The organism is Gardnerella sp. KA01002, assembly GCF_049244015.1.
In the GTDB taxonomy this organism is placed as follows: Bacteria; Actinomycetota; Actinomycetes; order Actinomycetales; family Bifidobacteriaceae; genus Bifidobacterium; species Bifidobacterium vaginale.
The window spans coordinates 758,244-777,011 of sequence record NZ_CP058365.1 but is presented as its reverse complement, the minus strand read 5'-3'; the positions used below and the strand labels follow the sequence as shown (position 1 = coordinate 777,011).

The window sequence follows — 18,768 nt, the reverse complement described above, 5'->3', positions numbered from 1 at the left end:
TTTTAGGATTGCTATGAAAACAACAGCTAGATTTGCTAATTTTACGCTACAACACATTTTCCATGTTCTTCGCGCGCCTTTAGCAATCTTGCTGTTAATAGCATTGTTTGAATGCACTGTTGGGAATATTCCATTTTGGAATAGTGTTACTGGCAGCACAGATAGCATGTTTGCACACAATGCAACTGGTCCAGGTATTGAAAGACTTTCTTCTGGAGGACTTTTAATTACCGATCCTTCGGAATCTTATTTAGAAGTTAATTCCGACGGATCTTCACCATATATTCAGCTTAAGCCTTCACTGATTGCTCCGAAAAAAATTGGCAAAAGTCCTGTTAAAACGGATGTGCATGTACGAATTGATGTTAATAAAATTGCTGGAAAGCCTTTGAGTACCAACCCTAGAGCCATTAGTTTTGCTATGCTTCCAGTTCCAGATCAAGCAATTGGAGTTAAAAGCACTCTTAGATTATGGATACAACATCCTAAAGGAGATGTTGTAGATGTTGAGGATGCTAAAGCAAATGTTAGAGCACCTTTTAGCTGGAATTGGGGTCGCGTTTTTCTTCTTATAATAATTTCAATTTTTATTGCATTATGGAATCCGTGGTCTAAGCTTTGGAAAATCAGACTTAATACAAAGAGTATTAATCAAAGACTTTTACTTACTTTATTTTGGACACCTTTCCTTTTGATTGCTATTTTTGCAATATTTTGGAATGTTTTTAACGGTATTCCAATGCATTTTGATGTTGCTGGAAACTATACTTACGATTTTGATCAATACGCACGTACAGCAGACGCTCTACTTAAAGGTAAGACTCATCTTGATTTACCTGTTCCGCCGCAAATGCAAAAATTATCTAATCCGTATGACCCAATTGCAAGAAATAATCTTCTTTCTGATTGTGTACACAATATTTATTGGGATCATGCGTATTATAAGGGTCATTGGTATTCGTATTTTGGTGTAATACCAGTTGTTTTATTCTTTATCCCGTATAAGATTATATCCGATTTGTGGATTCCTGGTGGAGCCATGCTCCCTACAACAATAGCCACTTTCATATGCTTAATTGGATTTTTAATTTTTGGTTCACTATTGGTTATTCGTCTAATTAAACGTGTTAATCATCAGGCAACTCTTGCTTGTGTATCAATTTGTTTAACCTTATTCTTTATTACTTCAAACACCGTTTACTTGTGGTTTAGAACATCCTTTTATTCAGTTCCAATGGCTGCATCATTATTCTTCACTTCACTCGGATTATGGTTTTATCTCGGGTCTATTAAAGATGAGGAAACTATAAAAGCATACAAAATAGTGGAACAATTAAAACCATCATCAATAATATCGTTTAAGCATATTGCAGCAGGATCGTTGTTTATTGCTTTTAATCTTGGTTGTAGACCAACTTTTATAATCGCTTTTCTATTCGCAATTCCGCTATTTTATACTCATTTTTACTCATATATTAAAAATATTATTATCAGTGACAAAAAATCTATAGAAAATCTTAAAAACTTATTAAAGCTAATTCTTTGCATAATTATTCCATTTATAATAGTTGCAATACCAATCGGATTATATAATGCTTTAAGATTTGGGTCCCCTTTTAATTTTGGCAATGAATATCAGATTACGATTACAGATATGACTACAATGCGTCTCCCTTCGCAGAACATCATTCCATCCATTTTAAGTTATATAGCTTTGCCAATACGTTTTATATCAACTTTCCCTTGGATAGCAATTCAACCTATTGCTTTTGAAAAATGGCAATATGCAGAGCCAATGATTGGTGGAATGTTTACATTATCTCCACTCGCATTACTAGGAATTATATGCGTTTTCACAATGACTAGAAACATGAGTAAAATCGCTACAAGATTAGCTATAATATCTGTAATTTCTGGCATAATCGTTATTGTTTTTGACAGCTTAAAAGCTGGTATAGGATGGCGATATATTGCGGATTTTGCATGGCTTTTCGCTTTAAGCGCAATAATAGGTATTAATTCTTTGCTACAAAAATATGCTGATATTACAGTATGTGACACTTGGAAAACTAAAACATTATGCTATTTACTGAGATTCGTTATTTTTGGTCTTCTATTTTTCTCCATAGCAATAGCTTTTCTAAGCTGGTTCGTACCAGGCAGAGAAGACTCAATACTACGTTTTAATCCTCAAATGTGGCATACTGTGAGATGCTGGTTCACATTAATCTAATTTGTTTTCATTAATTTAATTCTTCCAGCATTGTATGAACAGTATCTAGCAACGCTTTAACACCATACACAAATTGTTTTTCTTCTGGCAACAAAGATAATGCCAAATATCCATTATTTGGCATATCGAAGTAATAGCCAGGCTGAGATACAAGATGATAATCTTGCATAAGTCTTAGAGCTAAATCATCATCATCTAAACACGATGGAACACGGATAAGAATATTCCATCCGCCTTCAGCACGCAATGCACTAACGCAACAATTTGGGTAGTTTGCAAGCATTTTTCTAAGTGTTTTAAGATTAGACCTAACTCTGTTTTGAACAAGATCGGTTTGTTCTTTAGCACATTGCAATAATTCCGGAATTCTTTCTGATACAGTTACACCAATTGGAAGAAAATCATCAGCAATAACATCAAGGCGTTTCATAGCATCCTGCACGTCTTGACTAGGTCCCGAAACCTCAATCCATCCAACTTTTGCATGCGGAGCTGCAAGCATCTTTGAGAATCCATCTAAAGCAAAAACTAGCGTAGATTCTTCACCTGCTAACCTGCTGTTTCCATCAAAAGGTTCTAGACAATAATCATAAAAAACTTCATCAGCTATAATTGCCACATTATTTTTATTGCATAGTTGCAATAATGCGTTTCTTTCTTGAGGCTTTATATAAGATCCTGTTGGATTATTTGGATTTATTAAAACAAGTGCACGAATATGATTATCCGTATTCTCTAAAAGTTCTTTAACCCTAGGAATATCAATAGTCCAAGAACCATCATAAACAAGCGGATAAGGTATAGATTTTACGCCTTGGAGTCTTGCAATCGATTCTATAAGAGGATATCCAGGAGTCGGAGCTAAAACAGAATCACCGCAATCACACATTAGCATCATTAACCATGCGTATGCTTGAGAAGTTGATGATAATACGTATAGATTATCTGGATTAAGAACCTTAGCTGAACTACCCTTCTTATTTACAATATTTTGATCTACGCGATTATCTCTATGATTTATAAAGTTAGCAAGAATGCGCCTAACTTCGACAGGTCCTCTAGGATCCGCAGTATATTTTGCATTTAAGCATTCTGGAGAAAGACCATGTACTGTTGGGTTTGAATCGTTAAGTTTTGTAAGTTTAATACCTTTAGATATAGCAACACGTTGAGCCAGAATAATTGGATTTGGCTCACTAACATCAACTCTAGAAGAAAATCGCACTCGACTACACTAGCGCATTGTATAAACCAAATATATAAAAATACAAAAATATGCAAATACAAAAAAATGCGCTGAACGCAAAAGCATCCAGCGCAAATAAAATATCAAAAATCCTTAATTGTTTCTTTGCTGCATTGCATAATATGCCGCACCGATAATGCCAGCTTCATTATGCAAAGACGCAACTACAATAGGTGTCTTAATGTCGATATGAGGCAAGAACTTCTCGCTAACACGGCTAACACCGCCGCCAACAACAAACAGGTCTGGGTTAAAGTACTTTTCCATCAAACCATAATACTTAGTAAGACGCTTAGCCCACTTTTTATAACCCATGTCTAACTTTTCGCGAACAGAAGAAGCAGCATACTTTTCCGCATCTCCCTTACCCTTTTCAAGCTGAATATGACCGAGCTCTGTATTAGGAATAAGAGTACCGTTATAAATCAATGCTGTGCCAATTCCAGTGCCTAGCGTAGTAGCAATAACCAAGCCATCTTTATCTTTTGCAGCACCAAAGTGTTGCTCAGCAAGACCAGCAGCATCAGCATCATTCACTACAGTAACAGGACGACCGCAAGCTTCGCTGAACACTTCTGTAACATCCACACCAATCCAAGATTGATCGAGATTCGCCATAAACTCAAGCTTCTTTCCAGGCTTAATAGGAGCTGGAAAAGCGATTCCAACAGGAACATCTGCAGGAACATCAAAATGCTCAAGTTGCTGACGAACAATATCTGCAACAGCTTGAGGTGTGGAAACCGCTGGAGTGAGAATCTTATATCGCGGTTCTGCAAACTCGCCTTTTTCCAAATTAACTGGTGCAGCCTTAATACCAGAGCCACCAATATCTACGCCAAATGCTTGTGCAGTGTCAATCATCGTTAACACTCCCCTCTGAATGTCGGACAATGGGATATCATGTTCATTCTACAATATTGCTAAAGCGACACGCTTATATAATTGTCTATTTAATGATAACGATTGCATAAATGTTTTTCTCAAAATTAAAGCTTTAATATTAAAAATCATGCAAACAATTGCTAAGATTTTAACTCTAATTTATCGCAAATAGTTTTGAAGCTCTTTGTTTATTAAACCATTTGAAGCAATAACGTCATTTTCACGTCTCCAATGAATTGAGTCACCATTCCATTGTCGAACATGCCCCTGTGCTTCTTTAACAACAACGGCGCCAGCTGAAACACCTGGAATATCCCACCTATGAAGATGTGGCTCAAAATATGCGTCGTAAGTACCATCTGCTACTTTGCACAAGTCAAGCGAAGCAGGACCAATACGCTTAATATCTGCTGGGCATTCTTCCTCAAGCGAAGAAACAACGTCTAAAGCTCTTTTAGATTCACCTGGAATATAAGACATTCCATAGCAAACAACAGAGCCATGCAATGTTGATGTTGTAGAAGGCGTGATTTTCTCTCGCTTCTCCCCATTAGGAGTTTTACGAATACGAATAGCACCCTGACCCTTAGCAGCCAAATATGTAAGCCCTAAAGCTGGGGCATGAACAACACCAAGAACAGGTCTAGCAGAGCCTTGATCATTAAACTCGAAAAGCGAAACAGTTAAAGTCCATTCAGCCATATCGCGGTTAAAGTTAATAGCACCGTCAATATTGCCTACACACCAAAAACGATCACCTGTTTTGCAATCATCTGGTCTATTTCTCCAGAATCCTTGGAAAGTATTTATATAAGTAAGACGATTTTCAATAAAACGTACTAGCTTATCTCCAAAAGCTGAATCGGATTGATTAGGATCACCTAGAACCATCATACTTGCCATATCTCTAGGATTAAGCTGATCCTGATATGCATGTTTACCAACATCTTCTAATATTCTAGCAACTTCAAGAGCTACATCCCTTAAATTCATACCTGCCATATTCTTCTCACCCCTCTGTCTAATACAATTGTTTTCAAATTCTTTAATCTTGTTCTCATAAAATCTGCAACTATTCTACTCAACTAATTAAATTAAACCAAACTTCCACACGCAATATTCCAATAAAATCAATAAACTTTCACATTTGATATAAGTTTTATAGAAAAGTTTTACAATGCAAAACGCATAGAAAAACAAATCCTTAAATTTCTTAAACCAGCCTTAAAATTAATTCATAACCTAACATCTCTTTCAAAAGATTATAACATGACTAAAATACTAGAGTTAAAAAACCAAAAATTAATTAATGTTCCTTCATTGAAAAAACCAGGACTTCTTGTTTTAGATGTTGACGCCACTCTTATTGAAGAAGAAGTGATTGACTTACTAGGAGATATTGCTGGGGTCGGGTCAAATTTAGCATATATAACTTCTAAAGCAATGAAAGGAGAAATTGACTTTGACACATCTTTAAAGCTAAGGGTTTCAATGTTAAAAGGACTCGAATGCACTTGTTTTAAAAAAGCTATTGAAAGTATCCACGTAACCAGTGGAGCCAAAAAACTTATAGACACATTACATTCCTTTGGATGGAAAATAGGAGCAGTTTCTGGAGGATTCAATAATGTTTTAGATGATTTTCTGCCAAATCTAAACATAGATTTTTGGGTAGCAAACAATCTAGAAGTAGTAGATTCTAAGCTAAGTGGGAAAGTTATTGAGCCTATAGTAAATCGCCAATATAAAGCAAAAGCATTGATTAATTGGGTGCGCAAGAACAATATTGATATTGCTCAAAGCGTTGCTATTGGAGACGGTGCTAACGATATCGATATGATTAAAACAGCAGGATTAGGCGTCGCATTTTGCGCAAAGCAGTTATTAAAAAGTCAAGCTAAAGCAAGCATAGATACGCGTGACCTAAGCCTAGTTTTAGATTTACTAAACTAAACTTAACTAACTAGAATTTATACAAATTTTACTTTGCGTTTTTCAAGATTACACTTATCGCTTCAATCCAAATAGGACTCTTGACTTAAATGCGCTCCTCTTGCCCAATCTGCAGCCTTCATAGCCTTTTTACCTTGCGCTTTAACTTCTAAAAGCTCAAGAACACCACTTGAAGAACCAACCCAGACATTTCGCTTACCTGCAAAAATCTGCCCAGGCTTAAGTTCGCTTAGATTATGTATTGAAATATCCTCATCTTTTGCCAATGCACAAGAAAGAACATGCAAACTAATGATTTGTGAATCTTCGCAATAAGCGTGAAGATTACACCAAGCTCCAGGATTTGGCGTGCAAGCACGAATCTGCCTATCGATTGCAAATGCTGGAATATCAAAACGAATATGAGCATCCTCAACAGTGATTTTTTGCGCGATTTGGCAAGGTGTAGGATCTTGCTCAACAGGAATAATTTGACCAGATTCCATCCCAACAAGAGCAGAGCAAAGAAGATCTGCACCATCATTGCTTAGTCTCATAAGCAAGTCGCCAGCTGTTTCATGAGCACCAATCTCGGTAGTCATTTGTGCAAGAATAGGTCCTTCATCCATTCCACGCGTAATCTTAAAAACAGTGGCACCGGTAATATCATCTCCAGCCCAAATCGCACGCTGAACAGGAGCTGCCCCTCGCCACTGTGGAAGAAGCGAGAAATGCAAGTTGTACCATCCTAGAGGAAGAGCGTCCAAAACAGATTGTCTAAGAATCTTTCCATAAGCAACCACGGCAGCAAGTTTAGCGCCAGTTGCCTTTAAAGCTCTTATGCACTCCTCTTCATCACTAGGATTAACCTCTAAAACAGGAATCCCAAGTTCAATCGCAGCTTTTTTAACAGCGCTAGGAACAATTTTCCTACCTCTGCCTGTCGGAGCATCAGGTCTCGTAAGAACAGCACGAACATCAAAATGCTCTTTATCTTGAGCTAAAGCACGCAATGGCGCAACAGAAACCTCTGGTGTTCCAGCAAATAAAATAGGTAGCACCATACGTAAACCCCCTTAAGAAAAATATCTTCATTATTCTTAACATCTTCAAAAATCATATACTCTCAGCAATCGAACAGTAACGAGAATAGTCATGAAAATACTAAGAATTAGCGAATTAGCAGAAAGCATCCTTTAACTTGCTAAAGAATCCTTTGTGATTTGTAGTCGAATCTGGGATAGCGCGTTGAACAATAACATCATCTTTTCCATCATGCAATTCTTCAAACTCTTCAATAAGTTTACGCTCTTCATCGCTCAGCTTTGTTGGAATATTAACAAGAATGTGAACAACAAGATTTCCGCGTTCTTTAGAGCCTAGAACCGTTACACCCAAATTAGGTACAGAAATAGTATTTTCACTTTGAGAGCCAGAAGGGATTTCCACGCTCTTTTTGCCGTCAAAAGTATCTATATCAACTTTATGTCCCAAAACAGCCCAAGTCATTGGAATGTCAATCCAACAATGTAAATCGTTTAGATTCCTAGTAAACTGTTTATCTTCTCGAATATGTACATCAACATACAAGTCGCCAGCAGGACCGCCACATTCACCTACTGCTCCTTGCGAAGCAAGTCGCAATCGAGAATTATCTTTTATACCAGCAGGAATAGTAATCCCAATTTCTCTTGATGTACGAATTCGACCATGTCCATGACAATTTGGGCAAACATTCTTAATGATTGTTCCGTGACCTTCGCATTCTCTACATGGCTCAGATGACATCATTTGACCAAACATTGTTCTAGTAACCCTTTGTACAAAACCAGCGCCCTTGCATTGCGGGCAAGTTATAGGGTCTGATTTATCTGCAGAGCCTTTTCCAGCACAATCTTGACACAAGCCAAAAGTCACTACATGAACCTTAGCATTTCCACCAAATACTACTGTTTTAAGATCAACTTTAACTTCTGTGAGTGAATCTTCACCACGATTCACGCGCGGAATAGGAGAACCCGTACTTGTTCCAAAGGATCCAGAGAAGAACTGATTTAAAATATCTCCCATATCCATATTCATATTGGCATATCCGCCAGCGCCAGCTCCAGCACCCGATGCCGATAGATTGTTTGGGTCAACACCCATATCTACCATTTTGCGTTTTTCTGGATTAGACAAAACGTCGTATGCAGCATTAACTTCCTTGAATTTGTCTTCAAACTCAGGACCTGCGATATCCGGATGGTACTTTCGACTTAATTTTCTATATGCTTTTCGAATCTCATCATCGCTAGCGTTAGAATCAACACCTAAAATCTTGTAATAGTCAGTCACTTAACTCCCCTTTTACCTTAATAGAATAATTCTTGCATAAGGCACAGCCAGTTATATTTTTATGAATTTTCGGATATAAACGCATTAAGATACTTAGCCACTGCTTTAACCGCAGTCATTGTTGCAGCATAATCCATATGCGTAGGTCCGATTGAACCAATGAATGCGGAATCAGGATCGGAATTATATCCGTAAGCACTCGTCACAACAGAAGCATTCAAAAGACCAGGCGTGTGAGTTTCCGAACCTATTGCAACACTGACTCCACTTGCACAATCACTTGCCTCCTCACTTAGCGAAGTCATCAAACGCATAATAACAGCTTGCTCTTCTAAAGCATCAAAAAGAGCAGCAAAATCACCAATATTCTGTCTATGAGCAAGCTGGGAGGTTCCAGCCATGTATAATTCGTGTGCTCGATCGCCATCGTACATATCTTCAATAGCATTAGACAATTGTTTAATTATTTGTAACGAAGAAACTAAATCTTTACGTTCCGACAATGCACACACTTTTTTAGATGCATTCAAAAGTGACAATCCAATGCAATCTTCATTAATCATATTTGTTAAATGCAACAAATCATCTGAATTCACATTAGAAGCCTGAATCATATGTTGCGCTACCCCTCCAGCGTCTGTAATTACTACGACAAGAAGAGTTGATGACGATACTTGAACAATCTCAATTCTTTTTACTTTTGATCTAGATAATGCAGGTGACGCAACAAGAGCAACCTGCCCAGTGATACTTGCAAGAAGACGAGCTGAACGTTGAAGTGTGTCTTGCAAACTTACAGATCCACTTAAAAAACTGCGTATTCCTCTTCTTTGTGCATTAGAAAGTGGTATTAGCGCCGCCAATCCATCAACGAAATATCTGTATCCTTTTTCCGTAGGAATTCGACCAGCAGATGTGTGTGGCTGAATTAAATAACCTTCTTCTTCTAGTATTGACATATCGTTGCGAATTGTTGCAGAGCTAACACCTAATTTGTGATTTTTAGCCAAAGACGCTGATCCAACTGGCTCGTGTGAACGAATATAATCTTCAACAACCGCACGGAGTATCATCATGCGACGTGATTGCATTGATCCTCCTTTTATTTAGGTAATGTAACTTTTACTGTCAACTATTATATATTCCAGAATAATATGTGATTAACTATTTTTTGTTATCTTAACAACTAACTATAAATATAAACTTTTGTTAAGTTTTGACACACTTTGTTAGAAATTCGTCTGATATAAAAGATAGGATTAAATGGCAATGTGAGGGTGATGGCCAGCGTAAGCTGTGCGCAAAAACCCGAATTATTGGAAGGAAAGTAGATCACATGACCGAATTCAACTGGTCTGCATTAGACGAGCGCGCCGTAAAGATGGCGAAGGTTCTCTCGGCTGATGCTGTTGAGCGAGCAGGACACGGACATCCTGGCTCCCCTGTTTCATTGGCACCGATTGCGTACACCTTGTACCAGCACTTCATTAAGCACGATCCAGCTGACCCAAAGTGGGCCGGTCGCGATCGTTTTATTCTTTCTGGCGGCCACGCTTCGCTTACGCAATATGTGCAGCTGTTCTTCTCTGGATACGGCTTGACTCTTGATGATCTCAAGTATTTCCGTGGCGGCGCAGACACGCGTACTCCAGGTCACCCAGAATATGGCTTAACTCCAGGCATTGAAATGACCACTGGTCCTCTTGGACAGGGTCTTGCTTCTGCTGTTGGTTTCGCTTATGGTCAGCGTTTTGAGCGTGGTCTTCTTGATCCAGAAGCTCCAGCTGGCACTTCCCCATTCGATCACAAGGTTTGGGTTATCTGCGGCGAAGGCGACGTTGAGGAAGGCGTTTCTTCCGAGGCTGCTTCCTTGGCTGGAAACCAGAAGCTTGGCAATTTGACTGTAATCTTCGATGCAAACCACATTCAGATCGAAGGCGACACTAAGCTCACCTTCTCCGAGGATATTCTTGCTCGTTACCGTGCATACGGTTGGTACACCGACGAAGTTAGCTTCATTCAGCCAGACGGCTCCTACAAGGAAGACGTTCAGGCTTTGGCTGCAGCTATTGAAAAGGCTCAGGAAGTTACCGATAAGCCTCACTTCATTAAGGTTAATACTTTGATTGCTTGGCCAACCCCAGGCAAGACCAACAATGAAGCTTCTCACGGCTCTAAGCTTGGTGAAGAAGCTGTTAAGGGTTTGAAGGAACTTTGCGGTTTCGACCCAGAAGTTTCGTTCCCAATCGACGAAGAAGCTTTGGCTCATGCTCGTAAGGTTGCTGAACGCGGTTTGGCTGCTCACAAGGCTTGGGATGAAGCTCTTGCAAAGTGGGCTGCTCAAAACCCAGATAAGGCTGCTCTATACGAGCGCCTTAAGGCTGGCAAGCTTCCTGAAGGCTTCGGCAAGGCTATCGACGACTTGGTTGCCGGTTTCGAAGTCGGTTCCAAGGTGGCTACCCGTAAGGCTTCTGGCGCAGTTCTTAACGCAATTGCTGCTGTTATGCCAGAACTTTGGGGCGGTTCCGCTGATTTGGGCGGCTCCAACAACACCAATATTAAGGGAGCTGACTCCTTCGGTCCATCCGAAGACGCAACTCGCACTTGGCCAAACGTTTCCGAGTACGGTCGCCAGCTTCACTTTGGTGTGCGCGAGTTCGCAATGGGTGCTATTACAAACGGCATTTTGCTTGGTTCTGACACTCGCCCATTCAACGGCACATTCTTCCAGTTCTCTGACTACGAGCGCCCAGCAGTTCGCTTGGCTGCTTTGATGGAGATTCCAAACCTTTACGTTTGGACTCACGACTCCGTAGCCTTGGGCGAAGATGGTCCAACTCACCAGCCAATCGAACACTTGGCTGCATTCCGCGCTATTCCTCAGCTTGAGGTTGTACGCCCTGCAGATGAGTATGAGACTGCTGAAGCTTACCGCTACTTCTTCGAGAAGAAGAACAACTATCCAACCGCTATGATTTTGACACGTCAGGGCGTACCAACCCTCGCAGAAACTGCTGAGAAGGCTCGCGAAGGCGTAAAGCACGGCGGTTATGTGTTGGTTGACTGCGAAGGCACTCCAGACGTAATCATCATGGCTACTGGTTCTGAAGTTCAGTGGGCTGTTGCTGGCGCCAAGACTTTGGCAGCAGAAGGCATTAAGGCTCGCGTTCTTTCTATGCCATCTCTCGAGTGGTTCGAAGAGCAAGACGAAGAGTACAAGGAAGCAATCCTTCCAAAGTCCGTCAAGGCTCGCGTTTCCATCGAAGCTGGTTTGGCATTGCCTTGGTACAAGTATCTTGGCGATTGCGGCAAGGCTGTTTCTATCGAACAGTACGGCTTGCAGGGTGACGGCGGTCAGAACATGATCGATTTGGGCATTACTGCTGAGCACGTAGTAGAAGCTGCTAAGGCTTCTATCGAAGAAGCACGCGCTTAAGATAGAAATTAAGCAAAATAAAAAAACTTGATGTGTCAAAATAAAATTGATTCATCACAAAACTCGAAGTGCTAATTTAGCAACTTCACTGGAAACAGCAAAGGCGTGTTGATGTTAAGCTACAGTTGGTTTAGCATCAACCGCTGTTTCCTGTAAAACGCCAACACTACCAACGTGTTCCAACTGGTGGAACACAGTGTTAAGGAGATAACATGACTGAAGCAACGCAGCGCACTAGCGATTCCGGCGTTTCTATTTGGTTGGACGATTTGTCCCGTACCCGCATTGAGTCTGGTTCTTTGCAGGATTTGATCGCTAACAAGAATGTTGTTGGTGTTACTACCAACCCATCTATCTTCCAGAAGGCTTTGAGCCAGGTTGGTCCATACGACGCACAGCTTAAGGAACTCGGCAAGGTTGACGTTGAAACCGCTATCCGCGAGTTGACCACCACCGATGTTCGTAACGCAACTGATATCTTCCGTGAGATCGCTGAAAAGACCGACTTTGTTGACGGCCGCGTCTCCATCGAAGTTGACCCACGTTTGGCTCACGATACTGCCAACACTGAAAAGCAGGCTGAAGAGCTTTGGGCAAAGGTTGATCGTCCAAACGTTATGATCAAGATTCCTGCAACTTTGGAAGGTCTTCCAGCTATCACCGCTACCCTTGCTAAGGGTATCTCCGTGAACGTGACCTTGATCTTCTCCCTCGAGCGCTACGAGCAGGTCATCGACGCCTTCATCGAAGGTATCGCTCAGGCAGCTGCTAACGGCCACGACTTGAAGCACATTGGTTCCGTAGCTTCCTTCTTCGTTTCCCGCGTTGATACCGCTGTTGATAAGCTCCTCGAAGCTAACGGCTCCGAAGAAGCTAAGGCTCTTGAAGGCAAGGCTGCTGTTGCTAACGCTCGCTTGGCTTACGAACTCTTCGAGAAGAAGTTCGCTGCCGACCCACGTTGGGCTGAACTTGAGGCCAAGGGTGCTAAGAAGCAGCGTCCACTTTGGGCTTCTACTGGTACCAAGAATGCGGCTTACTCCGATTGCAAGTACGTTGATGAGTTGGTTGCTGAGCATGTTGTTAACACCATGCCAGAGAAGACTTTGAACGCTCTTGCTGATCACGGCAACGGTGCTCCTTCCATTAAGGGCACTTACGAAGAGAGCCACGCTGTTATGAACAAGCTTGCTGAGCTTGGCATTAACATTAAGGACGTTACCGACAAGCTTGAGGCCGACGGTGTTGCCGCCTTCATCAAGTCTTGGGATTCCGTGATTGCAGACGTACAGTCTGGCATCGATCGCGTAAACGCCTGATTTGATTAATCAGTAATAAATAAACATTAAACCGCACATGCAAGTGGATTAATTTCCACACATGTGCGGTTTTGTTTTGCGTTTTTATCAATCGCAATAAAAAAGCTACCCAGTGTTATTTTCTAAGCTAAGTAATTGAGAAAGACAGACAGTGTAGTTCTGTCTCTTTTCACGTAGAATTTTTTAATCGGCAGAAATATATATGATGGATAGGTATGTGTTCCTTCCTATTTTTATGCAATTTTTCAAAACAATAAAAAGAACATTATTAGATTAATAAGGAGGATCTATGAAAAATACGAAAAAATGCCCAAAGTGTGGGGGAAGTGAAATTATATTTGTGCCTGGATCTGCTGGGGCTTATGGGACTGGAAATAATGTTATGACTGGCCATACAATTATGTCGGCAGTACCTGTTGATAGGTATATTTGCACTGCCTGTGGTTTTAGCGAGGAGTGGATTGACCTTGAAAATATGGATAAATTAAAAAAGAAATATGATGAGATTTAAATGAGAGTTACTTTTATATGTGACTGGGATAGATGATTAATAAACCAAATGCGCCAATTTGCTTTGTAAATCTTTATTTCAGCTGCCTTTCTCACAATTTTCATGTATGTGGCATCCCAATAATAAATTTTAGTATGCGTTTCATCTTGATATTCTTTTAGAACTTTATTGAATTCCTGACATGCTCCACAGCCTGAACTACCAAAATAGAGCACTTCTCCAGTTTTAAGATTTGAGATATTATTCTCCTGTAATACTGAAAATGAGGGTCTTAAGCCACTCAAATGAATATATGCAATAAAACCAACGAATAACATTATGACAATAGCTGGAAGTATACGAGATACTACACTTTTCATAACTCAGTACTCCTTTTTCGTAAATTGTAATAACGACAATAGGAAAAACACAACAATATACATTAGAGCAATAATACAAGTTGCAGACGTAAGAGCGGTGAACGAGTCTGGTGATAAATAATAAAATATCTGAAAAGAATACACGGATGTTTGAGACAATATTATGTTTATTAAATTCGGCAATATCCATAATAATATAAAGGAAAGAATCATTGTAACACCAACTTTTTCAAAATATATCAACAGATTCATATTTATAGCAATATACAAAAGGAAAATTATCGGATATACGAGCAGTTGATGCATAACTATCCCTAGAGACGAGTATTTTAGTGACAAAAATACCAAATTTACGACTAGATAAATGCTTACGTATTCACCATATATAAAACACAATAATTTAATCCTATTAGGAATATACTCTAGATAATGATGAATAATTTTCTTCTCTTGCCATTCACCAATTGATAATATCTGATATAGGCTTAAAAATAGTATAGTTATCGTTGAAAAGAATTTATATTGTGATAAAAATGCACCTCTTTTAGCCTGAAATACTATAAACACGCAACATGCCAAATACAAAACAAAAGACAATAAGAAAAGCTTCTGATGACTAAACTTAATAATTTCTGATTTTATATAGTACTTCATCATCATCTTCCTCCAACATAAAATCTTTAATATCATGCGTAATATCACTGTATTCCACGATTTGTACCCCATGCTCAATCAGCAATTTAAGAACCTTGGCAATATCCTCTCTAGGCAATTTAATTCTAAAAGTTGATTCTTTGTTATCTTTGCTACGACAAAAAACCTCATATCTGTTAGAAAGCAATTCACTAATATCCACACCATTTACAACAATCACATTATAAATTCTTAGATTATCATTAAAATTAACAATTTTTTGAATTTTCCCTTTTTTTAAATACCATACAATATCAGCAATTTCACCTAACTCATCTAATATATGACTTGAAATTACAAGGCTTTTACCTTGTGAGCGCAATGACAAGATAGTGTCTTTTAACTGCTTTATAGTAAGAACATCTAATCCATTGAAAGGTTCATCAAGAAGAATAATTTCACTATTTGAGAGCAATATTCTAGCAATATTTAATTTTTGCTTCATACCTAGCGACAATTGTTTAAACTTTTTATTTTTTGCTTCGTCGAGACTCACCTGATGCAATAATTTATCACAATTAAAGTCTTTTCTCCCCATCAAAGCAGCAAACACTCTAAGATTATCCTGTACAGAAAATTCGTCATAAAAAGATGGATTCTCAATAGCAAATGAAAGTGAACCGTCCAATTCAATATTGCCTTGATAATCAACTATCAAATTTGCAATGCACTTCATTAACGTGGTTTTTCCTGAACCATTATTGCCTACTAACGCAATAATTTGCCCAGCACTGCTTTCCAAAGAAATGTCATCTAAAACGACTTTTCCCCCATATGATTTTTTCAAATGAGATATCTTCATAAGATTACCTCTTAACAAATGAAACTAAAAATTTCCGATCTCCTTTTACAGAAATCTTACTATCTTCACCAATAAAAATTTTAGGACTCTCTTCGTAGATAACAGCATTTTTAACATTTCCTGGCTGTTTCTGAGCACGCACAAAAAGAGCATCATCAAGCTTGTACAGCTTTCCAGCAAAGCGTATCTCTCCTTTGCCTCTCTTTGCATAAATAGCATACACTCCTGGCTTTAACGATAAGTTATCGTTATTCTTATAATCTCCTGAAACTAGTGTTGGCAAATCATCACGAACCATACCAAAACGAACATTATTTGTCTTATACCCTACATACAGCAGACTGACAAGACCTAGGATTACTATGGTAGCTGCAAATATCCATTTTTTGCTTTTCATTTCTTAATCACATCCAAATCTATTATTTCATCAGCAATTTTATCGAACATTGCATCATGAGTAACAATAAAAATCATCGCAGTCTTTTTTAACTCCAAGACTTTGTCTATAAAAATCTTCTTAGAAGAATCATCCAAGTTTGAAGTAGGCTCATCAAAAATATACACATCTGCTTCTTTATTCAAACTTCTAGACAATAAAACCTTCTGTCGTTCCCCTTGCGATAAATTCACACCGTTATAAAAAATTATCTTATCTAAATCAAGTTTAAAAATATTATCTACTGGCTGTCTTGCATTCTTATAAATATCATATGCAACATTCTTACCAATAGAAGCATAGTTTAAAAATTGATTTTGCTGATAACAACTTATTCTACTCTGAATCATTTCTATTGGATAACCATACAAATCCCTATCAGAGTCATAATAATGCACACTTCCACCAGACACTGGTACTACGCCCATAATAACATACATTAAAGTCGATTTGCCTATTCCATTCTTCCCTTTAACCAAAATCAAGCTATGACTACGAAATTGCTTTGATATTCCAGAAAAGACTGAGACTGAAGTGTCTTGACTGTACGAAACTGAAACATTTTCTAAAGATATTCCAGTAATAGTAAAATCTGCTGCATTGTTTCTATCAATAGCAGGTGGTTTACGATAATGGGAATCAAGCGAAGAATATCTCTCCAAATCTAAAAATTTTTGTATAGCGGGCTTGCCAAGACTATAAACCATATAAACGATTACAAAGCTGATAAAAACGCTGACAACTTTCATATCCATTTTGATGGAATACATAAGCATTACATAAACAAAAATCAAACTTAAATTCAGATACATAATCCCATCATAAAGTGTCAAAATATGAGCTGTGCTTTCTCGCTGTTTAGCAAATGAATCTTTCACTTTGAGCAATATGCTTTTCAGATAAGTAGATACTTCCTCTTTACTTGAGAATATGGATCTATCCAACTTATTATGAATCGATTCCTCAATGAAAACAGAAAGCTCTCCCATATTATTGAAATAATTCCTATTATAATTTTTTCTTGTCACGATGCCTTTTTTGAAGATAATGACGTAGGTAAGCATGCATACGATCGACAACAAAGCTATCCCTCTACTAAAGGCAAAAGTCGCACTAAAAATAAGAACTACACAAACTAATTCGAAATATGAAAGATACCTCTTTAACTGCCAGTCCGACGCATTAAAATTATTCCAAAACTTTATCAGCCTATTATAGATATTCTCATCTTTTTCACTTAACTGGTCTATATCTTCCAAAAAAGAAAAAGCCAATGCTTCTTGCTTTAGAGAATCTTCATTTGATACAATTCCATTATATTCCGTCTTTAATTTTACATAAATACACGTGAGCAATGTCTCAAAAATAAAGATTACCAATACTTGCCATATAACTAAATTCCGCAACTGATAAATCAAAAAATATTGAATTGAGAAAATAATTATAATTGGAATTATGCATAACAACACTGTTAAATATAAAAGATCAACATGTAAAGGGGTGTTCAGTAAGGGATTAAAAGAAAACCGACTGAAAGCCTTTAAGCGGGAACATAAGAAATAACGACCATACATGAGTAGAAATACTCTGTATGGTCGTTTTATTATTCTCAAGTAACGAAATGGTATGGGAGATTTTTTAGAACAAACCTTGTATTTTAGCTTGTATTACCCCTGCAGTAACGCCGGCACCTGTATTAATTAAAAAGTCTTTTAGTCCAACCAATGCTGATTTTAAAATATGCGGTTTCTTCTCTTCTTCAATTTTTAATTTGATGTCAGCTAATAATTCTGTTGCTGTTTCTATATCCTCTTTTGATAAATCAGATTCACTAATACTTTTTTCAACGGCATCAACTACATCCTTAACTTTATCATAGGAAAATGTAACTGTATTCTCACTTCCAGACACTATCTGTACATTATCGGATGGTGAATTGATCACACTTGTATTTCCGTAATAATTATTCACGGTTTGTGGCATGTTCACTGCGGATTCTTTTTCAGTCTCAGAGAAAACCATATTTTCCCCTACAATACCTTTCGATTCTAATTTCAATGTCCATTCTAAAATAGTATTTTTGACTTTTTCTTCAATGTCTTTGACTGCAGTTGTAGGTATATGTAATGCATAATCCATTGGAGGTAGCGAATCAGCCATTTTATCAAACGATGCAAGTTGTTCGCCTGAAAATCCTGAAATTAATACATTTCCTGAGGACTGACATAAAGAAATGATTTCAGAAATTGAATTTACGAACTTCTTTTCACAAATCCTTTTTTCGTATTCATTATCCTGTATTGAGGTTGGAATCCAACCTCGATAAGGATTGAAAGCTTTTAAACTTCCACGAACCTTTCTATACTCAGGGCAAGATCCTTCGTCAGGATAACCATTTAATTCGTGTTGAATCCATTGATCAAAATCATTAAGCTTTAATTTTGATGCAATCAAATGTGCTTTGCGTAATATATTAACAACATCGCAATTTGATGACACAATTTCATTCTGTAATTCTAAAACAATACTTTCCATGTTATTCACCATCTTTCTTTCTGCCATATGGGGCACTATTCTCAGCA

General features: G+C 38.2%; 17 protein-coding genes. 5 read left to right on the top strand and 12 right to left on the bottom strand.

From position 1 onward, the window contains the following. Nucleotides 1–13 precede the first annotated feature (13 nt). Nucleotides 14–2,233 (top strand): beta-carotene 15,15'-monooxygenase, encoded by a 2,220-nt coding sequence (locus HXT60_RS03020; RefSeq protein ID WP_421791377.1) that lies wholly within the window; start codon nt 14–16, stop codon nt 2,231–2,233. A 10-nt stretch (nt 2,234–2,243) separates the two neighbouring features. Here the strand turns inward: HXT60_RS03020 and HXT60_RS03015 are convergent, their stop codons facing one another. The 3 genes from HXT60_RS03015 to HXT60_RS03005 all read right to left on the bottom strand — a co-directional run bounded on the left by HXT60_RS03015 (nt 2,244) and on the right by HXT60_RS03005 (nt 5,366). Next, nucleotides 2,244–3,458: a pyridoxal phosphate-dependent aminotransferase gene (locus tag HXT60_RS03015; RefSeq protein ID WP_421791375.1), complete on the bottom strand. Its 1,215-nt coding sequence runs from the start codon at nt 3,456–3,458 to the stop codon at nt 2,244–2,246. Nucleotides 3,459–3,572: 114 nt separating this feature from the next. Then, nucleotides 3,573–4,343 (bottom strand): polyphosphate--glucose phosphotransferase, encoded by a 771-nt coding sequence (gene ppgK, locus HXT60_RS03010; RefSeq protein WP_004111678.1) that lies wholly within the window; start codon nt 4,341–4,343, stop codon nt 3,573–3,575. Nucleotides 4,344–4,523: 180 nt separating this feature from the next. Next, a complete protein-coding gene (locus HXT60_RS03005) occupies nt 4,524–5,366 on the bottom strand; it encodes an inositol monophosphatase family protein (protein ID WP_004111680.1) in 843 nt (280 codons plus the stop codon). 267 nt (nt 5,367–5,633) lie between these two features. On the opposite strand from HXT60_RS03005, the gene serB reads away from it, so the two are divergent. Then, entirely contained in the window at nt 5,634–6,317 is a 684-nt protein-coding gene (gene serB, locus HXT60_RS03000; protein WP_004117887.1) for a phosphoserine phosphatase SerB, read from the top strand. Between the two features lie 62 nt (nt 6,318–6,379). On the opposite strand, the gene fmt is transcribed toward serB, so the two are convergent. The 3 genes from fmt to hrcA form a co-directional block, all read right to left on the bottom strand. Beyond that, nucleotides 6,380–7,360, bottom strand: coding sequence for a methionyl-tRNA formyltransferase (gene fmt, locus HXT60_RS02995; protein ID WP_004111686.1), 981 nt, complete (start codon nt 7,358–7,360; stop codon nt 6,380–6,382). Nucleotides 7,361–7,475: 115 nt separating this feature from the next. Continuing rightward, nucleotides 7,476–8,633 (bottom strand): DnaJ C-terminal domain-containing protein, encoded by a 1,158-nt coding sequence (locus HXT60_RS02990; protein ID WP_004138365.1) that lies wholly within the window; start codon nt 8,631–8,633, stop codon nt 7,476–7,478. Nucleotides 8,634–8,692: 59 nt separating this feature from the next. Beyond that, complete coding sequence (gene hrcA, locus HXT60_RS02985) at nt 8,693–9,709, bottom strand: heat-inducible transcriptional repressor HrcA (protein ID WP_020759703.1); 1,017 nt, start codon at nt 9,707–9,709, stop codon at nt 8,693–8,695. Nucleotides 9,710–9,969: 260 nt separating this feature from the next. Between hrcA and tkt the strand changes: the two genes are divergently transcribed. The 3 genes from tkt (at nt 9,970) to HXT60_RS02970 (ending at nt 13,896) form a co-directional block, all read left to right on the top strand. Further along, nucleotides 9,970–12,069, top strand: a complete 2,100-nt coding sequence (gene tkt, locus HXT60_RS02980) for a transketolase (RefSeq protein ID WP_421791373.1) — start codon at nt 9,970–9,972, stop codon at nt 12,067–12,069. Nucleotides 12,070–12,281: 212 nt separating this feature from the next. Next, nucleotides 12,282–13,385 (top strand): transaldolase, encoded by a 1,104-nt coding sequence (gene tal, locus HXT60_RS02975; protein WP_410310713.1) that lies wholly within the window; start codon nt 12,282–12,284, stop codon nt 13,383–13,385. Between the two features lie 289 nt (nt 13,386–13,674). After that, nucleotides 13,675–13,896: a hypothetical protein gene (locus HXT60_RS02970; RefSeq protein WP_004138138.1), complete on the top strand. Its 222-nt coding sequence runs from the start codon at nt 13,675–13,677 to the stop codon at nt 13,894–13,896. On the opposite strand, the gene HXT60_RS02965 is transcribed toward HXT60_RS02970, so the two are convergent. From HXT60_RS02965 to HXT60_RS02940, 6 genes are all read right to left on the bottom strand, one after another. Next, a complete protein-coding gene (locus tag HXT60_RS02965) occupies nt 13,893–14,255 on the bottom strand; it encodes a thioredoxin (RefSeq protein WP_421791370.1) in 363 nt (120 codons plus the stop codon). The genes HXT60_RS02970 and HXT60_RS02965 overlap by 4 nt on opposite strands. 3 nt (nt 14,256–14,258) lie before the next feature. Then, on the bottom strand, nt 14,259–14,909 hold the full coding sequence (locus tag HXT60_RS02960; protein WP_004114692.1) for a hypothetical protein: 651 nt from the start codon (nt 14,907–14,909) through the stop codon (nt 14,259–14,261). After that, nucleotides 14,878–15,750, bottom strand: coding sequence for an ABC transporter ATP-binding protein (locus tag HXT60_RS02955; protein WP_016828760.1), 873 nt, complete (start codon nt 15,748–15,750; stop codon nt 14,878–14,880). The genes HXT60_RS02960 and HXT60_RS02955 overlap by 32 nt, the downstream gene beginning before the upstream one ends. Nucleotides 15,751–15,754: 4 nt before the next feature. Next, nucleotides 15,755–16,147 (bottom strand): hypothetical protein, encoded by a 393-nt coding sequence (locus tag HXT60_RS02950; RefSeq protein WP_016828761.1) that lies wholly within the window; start codon nt 16,145–16,147, stop codon nt 15,755–15,757. Further along, on the bottom strand, nt 16,144–17,760 hold the full coding sequence (locus HXT60_RS02945; RefSeq protein ID WP_421791368.1) for an ATP-binding cassette domain-containing protein: 1,617 nt from the start codon (nt 17,758–17,760) through the stop codon (nt 16,144–16,146). The genes HXT60_RS02950 and HXT60_RS02945 overlap by 4 nt, the downstream gene beginning before the upstream one ends. 64 nt (nt 17,761–17,824) lie before the next feature. Continuing rightward, nucleotides 17,825–18,748 carry an ABC transporter substrate-binding protein gene (locus HXT60_RS02940; RefSeq protein ID WP_421791366.1) on the bottom strand — a complete coding sequence of 308 codons (924 nt, stop codon included), beginning with the start codon at nt 18,746–18,748 and terminating at the stop codon, nt 17,825–17,827. Nucleotides 18,749–18,768 lie beyond the last annotated feature (20 nt).

What these genes read in the sequence shown, in the direction of transcription:
- HXT60_RS03020 (WP_421791377.1), top strand. Translation starts at nt 14, where the DNA reads ATGAAAACAACAGCTAGATTTGCTAATTTTACGCTACAACACATTTTC.
- ppgK (WP_004111678.1), bottom strand. Translation starts at nt 4,343, where the DNA reads ATGATTGACACTGCACAAGCATTTGGCGTAGATATTGGTGGCTCTGGT.
- HXT60_RS03005 (WP_004111680.1), bottom strand. Translation starts at nt 5,366, where the DNA reads ATGGCAGGTATGAATTTAAGGGATGTAGCTCTTGAAGTTGCTAGAATA.
- serB (WP_004117887.1), top strand. Translation starts at nt 5,634, where the DNA reads ATGACTAAAATACTAGAGTTAAAAAACCAAAAATTAATTAATGTTCCT.
- fmt (WP_004111686.1), bottom strand. Translation starts at nt 7,360, where the DNA reads ATGGTGCTACCTATTTTATTTGCTGGAACACCAGAGGTTTCTGTTGCG.
- hrcA (WP_020759703.1), bottom strand. Translation starts at nt 9,709, where the DNA reads ATGATGATACTCCGTGCGGTTGTTGAAGATTATATTCGTTCACACGAG.
- tkt (WP_421791373.1), top strand. Translation starts at nt 9,970, where the DNA reads ATGACCGAATTCAACTGGTCTGCATTAGACGAGCGCGCCGTAAAGATG.
- tal (WP_410310713.1), top strand. Translation starts at nt 12,282, where the DNA reads ATGACTGAAGCAACGCAGCGCACTAGCGATTCCGGCGTTTCTATTTGG.
- HXT60_RS02970 (WP_004138138.1), top strand. Translation starts at nt 13,675, where the DNA reads ATGAAAAATACGAAAAAATGCCCAAAGTGTGGGGGAAGTGAAATTATA.
- HXT60_RS02965 (WP_421791370.1), bottom strand. Translation starts at nt 14,255, where the DNA reads ATGAAAAGTGTAGTATCTCGTATACTTCCAGCTATTGTCATAATGTTA.
- HXT60_RS02960 (WP_004114692.1), bottom strand. Translation starts at nt 14,909, where the DNA reads ATGAAGTACTATATAAAATCAGAAATTATTAAGTTTAGTCATCAGAAG.
- HXT60_RS02955 (WP_016828760.1), bottom strand. Translation starts at nt 15,750, where the DNA reads ATGAAGATATCTCATTTGAAAAAATCATATGGGGGAAAAGTCGTTTTA.
- HXT60_RS02950 (WP_016828761.1), bottom strand. Translation starts at nt 16,147, where the DNA reads ATGAAAAGCAAAAAATGGATATTTGCAGCTACCATAGTAATCCTAGGT.
- HXT60_RS02945 (WP_421791368.1), bottom strand. Translation starts at nt 17,760, where the DNA reads ATGTATGGTCGTTATTTCTTATGTTCCCGCTTAAAGGCTTTCAGTCGG.
- HXT60_RS02940 (WP_421791366.1), bottom strand. Translation starts at nt 18,748, where the DNA reads ATGGCAGAAAGAAAGATGGTGAATAACATGGAAAGTATTGTTTTAGAA.